Raw genomic sequence first — 10,026 nt, 5'->3', positions numbered from 1 at the left:
TCTACCCTCTGAATACACGTGGGAATATCGTGTTGAGGTGAGTTCACAATCGTTGAAACCGGGTGAAGGCAGATTTTTACATCCGGTATTTTAAGGGCGTCGGGGAGAAGTTTTCCTTCGATCCAGGACTGAATTTGTCCGGTCTTCAGCAAAGCAGGCATGCGGTTGTGAATACGGGTCAAATCATTCCGGGCATCGGTTGTGATAATGGTGAAAGTATACAAAGGGGACATATCCGCAGTATTCCATACATCCCAAAGACCGGCCAGGGGCAAAACAGATCTCTCTGTGGGATAAATGTACCACGGTTGTTTTCCTGAACCAATCCGTTGCCATTCAAAATAACCGCTGCTCAGCACCACACACCGGTTATGGGCAATAAGATGACGGTAAGCCGGTTTATCCCTTAGGGTTTCGATTCGGGCATTGATCATGCGGGATGCAAAACTCTCATCCTTTGCCCATTTTGGAATGAATCCCCACCGGAAAGCATCAAGGAGAATCCGCTTCTCCTCTTTCCATAAAACAGGTGCAAATTGCATGGGTGCTACATTATAGCGGGGCAATGTCAGGGGATAACGATACTCAAACCACTCCCCCCCGTTCAGTTCCTCAACAATCACATCCTTTGTAAATGCCAGGGCAAAGCGGCCGCACATTTTACTCTCCTTTGAGCCAGTCTTCCATAAAACGGTAGATCTGTGGATCCTCCTGTCCCAATCGCCAGAAACAAACACCCTGCAAACCCAGTTCATCGGCGATGTCCAGTTTTTTCCGCACGCTGAGACCATCTTCAAAATACACCGCTTCCCCCTGAATGTAGAAAAAGGGCTGATTATATGCATTTCTTTGGACATGGGATTCCGGCAGTCCGGCCGCTTTCAGAATATCCACCACTTCAGTCCAGAAAAGAGCATGTTCCCCATCCACCTTACCCCGGTGACCATACAAAGGCAGGGCCATCACAAGCTTTTCAGGCGGTATGCCTCCAGAATCACTCGTAGCAAAGCGCATGACGTTCCGGACCCAGGTATAGTCCGAATGATAAGGTGGAACGGGTTTTCCCCAATGATTATCATAACACATGATCCGGACAAGATCCGCTGCTTCCCCGATGGCTCGATAATCCTGTCCGCCACCGGTTTGAAGTTTCGGTTGGAGGGTCACCGACAGGCCAAGTCCGTATGAATGGAGCGTGTCTGCCAATAAGCGGACAAAGGTAGTAAAATCGTCCCGTTCAGCCGGATTAATCCCTTCAAAATCCAAATCCACCCCTTCAAAGCCAAACCATAACATTTGCTGGGCAATACGATGGATTTGCTCATCACGGATATCCGGATTGAGAATCATATCCCGGACAATGGAGGATCTGTAATCTGCTCCCAGAGAAGGATATATGGCGATGGAATATTTATAGGATATTTTCTGAACAGAGCGAACCTCCCGGTCCGGATTCCAGTGAATACTCCCGTTTTCTACAATCCGGTACGCCATAGGTGATATGTGTGTGAATAGATAAACATAGTTTGTAAAACTTTCGATTCCTTCCTTAAAAACCGGTGTACTGATCCACGCACTCACTGTTTTCCGCTGTTGTTTTATTGGAGAGAGGTAGAAGTCGGAACTCACATTGCCGGATGGTATGCCGATTCTTCCGGTACTTTTATAGCCAACCCGGTTACAGGTGAGAAATTTCCGTCCCGGACCATCGACAATGTAAAAAAGATACCTTCCGTCATCCTGAATTCTTTGCCTGCCGACAATTGTGTCCTGCCTGAAAAGGGTTACAACCGCTCCGCAAGGGCCATTCCCCTGGATTTTGACCCTCGTTTCACTCCATGCCGGAGGAAAATGGCAAAAAATCAGCAGAAAAAAAACAAAAAGGTGATTCTTGAAGTGTGTCATATAAGATAATTTATAGAAGACATACAAGGAAGTCACTAAACTTTGAGTTCTCATCATTTTCTTTTAGATTCCGTCCGGAACAAGGAGACGGAATGTCACTTTTTTCTTTGTTTGTTATTGCTGTCGGACTCGCTATGGACGCCCTGGCCGTATCTGTGTCAGGAGGTTTGAATCTTGAGAAACACCACTTGGGAAAATCTCTGAAGATGGCGACATTTTTCGGTTTTTTTCAGGCCGGCATGCCGGTTATCGGTTACTTTGCCGCGTTTGGATTCAAATCCTATATTGAGCATGTGGATCACTGGATTGCTTTCGGACTGCTGGTTTTTATCGGTTTAAAAATGATTCGGGAAGCTTTTCATGAGATTCCGGAGGGGGAAAAAACCGATCATTTTGAAACCCGTACCCTTTTAATTCTTGCCGTTGCCACCAGCATAGATGCTCTGGCTGTAGGTATCAGCTTTGCCTTGCTGGATATACACCTGCTGACAGCCGTGCTGATGATTGGGATAACCACCTTCATCCTCTCTTTTCTGGGGGTATTTATCGGCTACCGCGTTGGATGTCATTTTAGCCGGTGGGCCGATGTTGTCGGGGGCGTGATTCTGATTGGGATTGGTCTTCATATATTAATAGAGCACATGGTTAAGATTTAAGTAACGAATGATGAGCCGTAGCAATCTGCCGGAGTTTTTCGCACATCACCTGCAATAAAAGTGGCTTTTTTCTCAGGAAATTTCTTTAAGAATTCTTCCCTGAGCCTGCACCGGATATCGATTCCCGTCACATGGTCCCGGCTTTTCAGTTCACCACACAGTTCCACGGCTGTATGTCCGCCGCCGCAGGCGATATCCAGAATCCGGTCGCCATGAATTTCTTTTAAATTTATCATCACACGCCTTCCGGGAGAATGGACCGGAATCAGGGATAAAGGTTGTCCAATTTTTTTGGGGAATTTTCAGAAGGCAAAAACCACTCCGCTTCCCGGCAGCAACCATTCCTCTTCAGGTGTAATCAGGCGGATCGTTCCCTTTTTACGGTGAATCTCCGGCTGACCTGCAGGAAAAAAAGGAATTACATCCATGGACGGAACAACTCCATCAAAATCTACTGAAATTTCTGCTCCCCGGGTAAGTCCGGTAACATAAACCGTCAGCTGATGGGATGATTTCGGATAATAGGTTCGTGTATTGATGGTAAAACGGACCTGTTTTCCTACCAGTCTATGCAGTTCTTCATGGGTACAGGTAAGTTCCAGACAGGTCCCGGAACCTTTGCTTTGGTATATCAGATCCAGATCATCCACCCGGACCGAGGTGACAGTAAAGCTCTGGTCGTCTGGCCGGAGCGACCCGTCCAAAAGCCAGCGGTATTCCACGTCATCCCTGCGGAAATAAGCTTCCAGTTCCCTTTCATTTCCGGCACAGGCAATGATAAAATAGTCACGTTCCAGTTGTTTTCTGAAAGAGAGCTCCGTATCGATCTGGAAATATTCTCCGGCGAGACTTTTTTCCAAGGGTTGGGAAAAACGAAGGCGGTGGTAGAAACGGTTCCGGTGAAAGAGGGGGCGGGATTCTTCCCGGAAAAGACGTTGCAAAACCGTATCAAAAATCAGCCGGGCAATATCCCGGTTTCCCGTCTTTTCCCCGATAGCCGATTCAATAACCCGCGATAATTCCTCAGGTTCGTAGTCACTGGAAATGAATTCACGCCGGGCAAGGGGACGCGCTTCAATGATATCACCGTCCTTTAAATAAAAGCGCCGGGCTCTGCGTCCAGTCTGGCACAAAAGTTCATAAGGAGATCCGTGATAGGATTTGCACAGGGTTTCCACCCGGACTCCGGGGTGTTCATCTCCGAAAACAACGACTTCGTCCCCCGGCCGGACCTCCTCCGGTACGGAAGAAATATCCACAGCCGTCATATCCATGCTGACTTTTCCAATCACAGGGCATGGTACCTGATGAATCAGAAGGGTTCCCCTGTTGGATAACAGATAATCATAGCCGTCGGCGTATCCTATGGGGACAATGGCATAGGGAGTTTCTTGTTGGGCAATATAGGTCCGGTTGTAACCGACAGATTCTCCCTTTTCAACCCGGTTTACGGATGATACACGGCTCTTGAAGGTCATCACCGGTTTAAGACTGATCTTTTCGCAAAGGGATGTATCGGTGTAAATCCCATAGGATAAAAGCCCAAGCCGGAACAAATTACTTATATCATCCGGACAATTCACCAGTCCGGCACTGTTGGCGATATGAATCCATGGCGGATGTTCAGGGATTTTTTTCAGCAATTTCTTGAATTTATTCAGTTGATATGCCGAATATTCGGGGTCGTTTTCACTGGATGCATAATGAGTGAAAAGTCCGTTAAAACAAAGTCCTTTGATGTGAATCAGCTCCCGGATAAGTGTTTCTGCCTTTTCATAACGAACCCCGCTGCGCCCCATACCTGTATCCACATTCACATGAAAAGGGAGAATTTTTCCTTTTTCACGGGTTACACGTCCCAAAATCTGACCGAAGTGAAGGTCACCGATGGTTGGGGTCAAATCATATTTCAGGATAACCGGAATTTCTTCCATCAAAGAGGGCGATAAAATCAGTATCGGAACCTGAATTCCCTGAACTCTCAAAAGTCTGCCCTCATCAGCATTGGCCACACCCAGCATCGCGGCCCCCTGCCGGATGGCTTCCCGGGCAATCTCCACGGCACCATGTCCGTAAGCATCGGCCTTTACAATCTGCATAAAGGACGCTTTTTCCGGCATAAAACGCCGGAGCTCACTGAGGTTATGGATAAAATGATCCAGGGAAATTTCAATCCAGCTTCGTTCAGTTTTGGTCCCGTTCATGACGAAATTTACACAGCTCTTGCCATCCAGTGCACAAAAAAGGTAGAAAGATGTCCCTGTCAGAAAAATCACATATTGCAATTACGATTTATCTGCCTCAAATTCCGTTAAATTCTGATAACCCTGTCAATAAGATGGATGTATGACACAAATCCGGCGAGAACTCAGCATGAGTCATGTTTTAAGCATCATCATCGGGACCGTCATCGGGTCGGGGGTTTTCATCAACCTTCCCATTGTTCAACGGGCTACAGGAAGCCCCCTGCTGGCTGTTCTGGCCTGGTTTATCGGCGGACTCATCTGGCTTCCTCAAATTTTTATCCTCAGTGAAATGGGCACAGCCTATCCGAAACAGGGATTTGGATATCTGTACCTTCAGAAAGCCGGGAGTCCGTTTCTCGCCTTTTTATATGTCTGGACCGTCTTCTGGACCAGTGATACGCCTTCCATTACTATCCTGTCCATGGCATCCGTTGCCGCACTGGATATTTTTTTCCCCGTCCTCACAGATTCTATCTGGACACGTATTTTTGCCATTCTGATTGTTATCGTTCTTACGCTGGTCCATATTAAAAGTGTCCGCCAGGGTGGTCGGCTCCAGCTGGTTTTGACAGTCTTGAAAATCTCCCCCCTTATCCTGTTGGCTTTTATCGGACTGGGTTTTCTGAATTCAGACACGCTCTTTTTCTATCCTGAGGGATTTACAAAGGGTGAGACCATGGGTTGGTTTTCTCTCCTGGCCGGCGGGGTTTCGGCTACAATCTGGAGTTATGCCGGTTTTCCAAATATCCTCTACATGGCCGGTGAAATCAAAAATCCCCGAAAAACCCTTCCCAAAGCCCTTTTGGGAAGCACCATCTTCGTTACCCTTACGTATACAGCCGTTGCCTTTGCCACCGGCGCCATTGTGCCCCACGAGGTGTTGGTTGCCATCTCGGGGGGATTTGCCAATCCATTCCGGTACCTGCCCTTTTTTGCCGCCTTTGCAGGAGGATTTCTGGCCATTGCCGCCTTTATCTCTATGGTGGGAGCGACCAATGCCTGTATCATGGTCCAGCCGAGAATTCAATACGCTATGGCTAAAGATAAACTTTTTTTCAGTGTTTTCGGAAAACTCCACCCCCGATTCGGTACGCCTTACATGTCCATTCTCCTCCAGTCGTCCATAGCCATCCTTCTTATTTTTACACCCGGCGGCATCGGCAACTTACTTGGCTATTTTACCCTTTCTTACATTCTCCAGAATCTTCTTGTGTATGCTTCCATTTTCTGGTTGAAACAAAAGGAGGATTACCACCCGTCTTATCATGCACCGGCATGGCAAATCATGGCTGCTTTGTCCGTTCTTTTTCAACTGCTTCTGTTATATGGGACCTTCAAAGCCTATCCCATCAGCGGCATTCTGGCGGCTGCATGTCTCATTCTGACAGGCGCTCCGGTGTATGCCTATTTCCATAGCCGCCAAAAAAGGAAAGCCGAAACCATTTGATCTCCCGGATGCATGATTGTAAATTTGTTTGTAGCCATTTTAAAACAATGCATAAAAAGATAACAACACTACTACTGCTTCTGCTCACCACCACAGCCTTTGCCCAAATGCCGGATGTGGTTGTCAGAACGCTGGAAAATAAAAATATCCATCTGCGGGATTACGTAGGCGAACCCCGCCTTCTCCGCCCGAACGCACCCCGGTATGGAGCGATTCTTATTTTTTTCAGGACCGATGATCCCACCCTTGAATCCTGGTTTGACAAAATCAATGATCTTATCAAAGAAACCAACACCCCAAAACGGAAGTTTTTCTATATCGCCGTGGATCAGGATGCTGAAGTTCTGAACTCATTCAAGAAATCCCGCAAGCTTTCTGCTCCCCTCTATATGGATGTATTCAATGTGTATGCCAGTCTTCTCGAGAGGGTACCCGGCATCCTGACATCCGGCCCGGGGATTGTAATCTATCAGCCGGACGGGACTTTTGTGGAAAAATTCGTCCCCTTTCAAAGTTATCAGACTGACAATCTTAAATCTGCCATAGGTCGCCTTCCCTGAACCGACGCTTTTCAAATTTGTTTTAAGCTGCCTTTATCATAAATTCCGGTCGTGAAACCAACACAAAAAATACGAGTAGGCGTTTTTGGCGTCGGGAAATTCGGCACCTATCACCTGGAAAACTGGCTGGCCATCCCCGAAGTCACGGTGGTTGGCTTCTGCGATATCGATCCCCAAAAACAAAAAGAGATTCCAAAAAAATATCATATCCCTTCCTATACTCACGACGAACTGATCGATTTGTGTGATCTGGCAGATATCGTGGTACCGACCATATCCCATTACGAAATTGCTAAAAAAGCACTGCTTGCCGGTAAACACGCCTTTGTGGAAAAACCCTTCACCGAGACACTGGCTCAGGCCGAAGAACTCATTTCTCTCACAAATCCTGATAAAGGGCCATTTTTAACCGTGGGATTCATTGAACGATTTAATCCCATCTTCAGGAAAGTGCTGAAATCTTTTCACCTGAAACCGGTCTTCATTGAATCTCACCGTCTGGGACAGTTCAATCCGTTCCGGGGAACGGATGTACCGGTTGTGATGGAATTGCTGATCCATGATATTGATATCCTGCTTCACATCGTCCGGAGTCCCGTCTCGGGGATTCGTGCTTCCGGATCGCCTGTATTATCCCCCCGGACCGACATCGTCAATGCCCGTGTGGAATTTGAAAATGGTACTGTTGCCAATCTCACCTCGAGCCGGATATCTCCAAAAAAGATGCGAAAAATGCGTTTCTTCCAACCCAGCGGATATGCCTCTATCGACTTTATGAGCCAGAGTGCCGATTTATATCAGCTTGAAGAGAGCTCAAAAACGATTGCCAAAGACAGCGAACGGATTATGGTGAATATTCCCAAAGATTTTGAAAAAGGCTTCCGTTACCAAAAACTGACAGCCGATAAAGAAAACGCCCTTCAGACGGAACTCAGGGAATTTGCCCGAACCTGCGCGGAAGGCACACCCCCGGTCGTGAGCGGGATGGATGGCTATCAGGCACTCAAACTGGCCATAGACATTCAAAATGCTGTAATGGCCCATTATAATAAATACTCTTCCGACCGGTAGATATGACCGCACACTCCAAAGCCCATGAAAACATCCGTTCTTTTTGTATCATTGCAGGGGATCATTCCGCCGACGAACCCGGTTCACGTATTATTCGTGCCCTGAAAAAAGCCTGTCCCGGGTGTTCAGTCTTTGGTATCGGCGGAAATCAGATTGCCGCTGCTGGAACGGAACTTTTATTTCACTCCAGGGACACGGGATTCATGGGGTTTTATGAAATCCTTATAAATATTCCCTTTATCCGTACCATGTTCAAAACCGTCAAAAAAACCATCCGGACGCGAAAACCTGACGGTATCCTTCTGATTGACTACCCCGGATTTAATCTGAAAATCGCCAAATGGGCCCATAGACGAAAAATTCCGGTTTTCTACTATATCGCCCCCCAAACCTGGGCCTGGAAAGCAAAACGAAACAAACAAATCAAAAAGTACGTGACCCATCTTTTTACCATTTTCCCATTTGAGGAACGCTATTTCAGTCAATTCGGCATAAAAACAACCTTTGTCGGGCACCCCTTGGCAAACCGGATTTTGTCCGCCCAATATCCTCCATTGGAAAGCTTAAATCTGCCGGTAGATCCCACACTCCCTATCATCAGCATCCTTCCTGGGAGTCGAAAACAGGAGCTGATCCGGCATATTCCCATACTGAAGGACGCAGTGGAAATCCTCAAGAAAAAATTTCCCACATGGCAGTTTGTCATATCTAAAGCGTCCTCCATTGATGACAGTTTCTGGCAGAATCTGTGCCGTGATTTTCACATTCCCGTCTACACCGGCGATGTAAACAAATTGATGGCCAATTCCAGCGTCATTGCCGTCTGTTCCGGAACCGCCAGTCTGCAGGCAGCCATTCACAACAAGCCTATGGTTATTTTTTACAAGGCGGCAGGACTCACATATCATTTGGGACGGCGACTGACAAAGATGCGTTTCATCGGAATGATTAATATCCTGGCCGGTCAACCACTCGTGCCGGAGCTTTTGCAACATGAATTTACGGCTGAACGCCTGGCCCGGGAAATACAGGCACAAATGCTGACCTTTTCCCAGCGAACCATCAAACGGGTGCAGATAGAAAAACAAATCCATCAACTCCGGGTAAAACACGGCAGCGATAAAATTGTGGAGCTCATAATGCAGGATATCCGGTCATGAACTTCTATAGCAGATTGGCCGAAGCATACATCTGCAGGCGTCACAGGGCTTTTGATTCAGGAAAAAAAGAGATCAAGCGAGTTGACACACCCATCCTGTCCACCGGGAGCCTGACACTGGGAGGTGCCGGCAAATCGCCTTTGACACACTTTATCGCCAAGCTATTGATATCCCAGGGAGTATCACCGGCCATTCTCAGCCGTGGTTATGGCAGACAATCCAGGGGTGTGCATGAAGTGCACCTGTCCGGTAATCTTTCCAAGGATGCAAAACAGTTCGGAGATGAACCGGTCATGTTGAAAAGCCTTTTGCCCCATATCCCGGTTGTTGTGAGTCAGGACCGCTATGACGGCGCCCGGTTTCTTGAACAAAGATATCAACCCCGTGTGATTGTTTTGGATGATGGATTTCAGCACCGCCGTCTGCATCATGATCTGGATATCCTCATCTTCAAGAAAAATTTTAAAGGAATGAAGGCCTCCTATTTCCCTTTTGGGGATCTGAGGGATTCTTTGAGCCGCCTAAAGAAAGCAGATTTCATATTTCTGGAAGACGGAGCATCTCAAAAAGTAACGGAATTTTTATCCTCACAGGCAGCCGTAATTCCCTACACGCTGACCTATTCTCTGGATAAACCAATCCGGCAGACAGGCTCTATCTGTGCTTTCTGCGGTATTGCCGGGCCGGACCGTTTTCAAGAAACACTCCAAATGCTGAATATCCATCCCCGCATATTTATCCCTTTCAGGGATCATGTCAACTATAATCCGGCAAAGCTCAAACGGCTGATCCGTACAGGATGTGAAACCTTTGTTACAACCCAAAAGGATGCCGTAAAACTGCCGGAATCATTTTTAAAGACACACGATGTTCATCTGGTTATCATGGATATCGTTCCGGACATCCCGGTGGATAAACTTATCATGAATCAGTTCAAGCTCAAATAGTCTCTTTCGGAATGCGATAAGAGTGAAATAATTA

General features: G+C 47.1%; 10 protein-coding genes. 6 read left to right on the top strand and 4 right to left on the bottom strand.

The window, feature by feature from the left end; translation table 11 throughout:
* Together J7K63_00605 and J7K63_00600 are read right to left on the bottom strand one after the other, a co-directional pair.
* Positions 1-659 (bottom strand): SOS response-associated peptidase (locus J7K63_00605; protein ID MCD6233527.1); only part of this gene is annotated, 659 nt, incomplete at its 3' end.
* A 1-nt stretch (position 660) separates the two neighbouring features.
* Positions 661-1,905, bottom strand: coding sequence for a hypothetical protein (locus J7K63_00600; protein ID MCD6233526.1), 1,245 nt, complete (start codon positions 1,903-1,905; stop codon positions 661-663).
* A gap of 92 nt (positions 1,906-1,997) precedes the next feature.
* Between J7K63_00600 and J7K63_00595 the strand changes: the two genes are divergently transcribed.
* Positions 1,998-2,561, top strand: coding sequence for a manganese efflux pump (locus J7K63_00595; protein ID MCD6233525.1), 564 nt, complete (start codon positions 1,998-2,000; stop codon positions 2,559-2,561).
* Here J7K63_00595 and J7K63_00590 read toward each other — a convergent pair.
* Both J7K63_00590 and alr read right to left on the bottom strand, forming a co-directional pair.
* Positions 2,558-2,797: a methyltransferase domain-containing protein gene (locus tag J7K63_00590; protein MCD6233524.1), complete on the bottom strand. Its 240-nt coding sequence runs from the start codon at positions 2,795-2,797 to the stop codon at positions 2,558-2,560. The two genes, J7K63_00595 and J7K63_00590, sit on opposite strands and share 4 nt — an antisense overlap.
* Before the next feature lie 66 nt (positions 2,798-2,863).
* The gene (alr, locus tag J7K63_00585) at positions 2,864-4,846 is read right to left on the bottom strand and encodes an alanine racemase (GenBank protein ID MCD6233523.1); all 1,983 of its coding nucleotides are present in this window, start codon (positions 4,844-4,846) and stop codon (positions 2,864-2,866) included.
* 61 nt (positions 4,847-4,907) lie between these two features.
* Here alr and J7K63_00580 point away from each other — a divergent pair, with 61 nt between their 5' ends.
* Genes J7K63_00580 through lpxK form a run of 5 tightly spaced genes read left to right on the top strand, consistent with a single transcriptional unit; the run spans position 4,908 to position 9,992 of the window.
* The gene (locus J7K63_00580) at positions 4,908-6,254 is read left to right on the top strand and encodes an amino acid permease (protein ID MCD6233522.1); all 1,347 of its coding nucleotides are present in this window, start codon (positions 4,908-4,910) and stop codon (positions 6,252-6,254) included.
* 47 nt (positions 6,255-6,301) lie between these two features.
* Positions 6,302-6,814 carry a hypothetical protein gene (locus tag J7K63_00575; protein ID MCD6233521.1) on the top strand — a complete coding sequence of 171 codons (513 nt, stop codon included), beginning with the start codon at positions 6,302-6,304 and terminating at the stop codon, positions 6,812-6,814.
* Between the two features lie 51 nt (positions 6,815-6,865).
* Entirely contained in the window at positions 6,866-7,885 is a 1,020-nt protein-coding gene (locus tag J7K63_00570) for a Gfo/Idh/MocA family oxidoreductase (GenBank protein MCD6233520.1), read from the top strand.
* Between the two features lie 2 nt (positions 7,886-7,887).
* Positions 7,888-9,045 carry a lipid-A-disaccharide synthase gene (gene lpxB / locus J7K63_00565; GenBank protein ID MCD6233519.1) on the top strand — a complete coding sequence of 386 codons (1,158 nt, stop codon included), beginning with the start codon at positions 7,888-7,890 and terminating at the stop codon, positions 9,043-9,045.
* Entirely contained in the window at positions 9,042-9,992 is a 951-nt protein-coding gene (gene lpxK / locus J7K63_00560; GenBank protein MCD6233518.1) for a tetraacyldisaccharide 4'-kinase, read from the top strand. Before lpxB ends, lpxK begins: the two co-directional genes overlap by 4 nt.
* The last annotated feature ends 34 nt before the right edge of the window (positions 9,993-10,026 follow it).

It is taken from the genome of Candidatus Neomarinimicrobiota bacterium, from assembly GCA_021157965.1.
Classification (GTDB): Bacteria; Fidelibacterota; Fidelibacteria; order Fidelibacterales; family Fidelibacteraceae; genus Fidelibacter.
The sequence above is the reverse complement of the archived record's forward strand: the minus strand, read 5'-3'. Positions and strand labels throughout refer to the sequence as shown.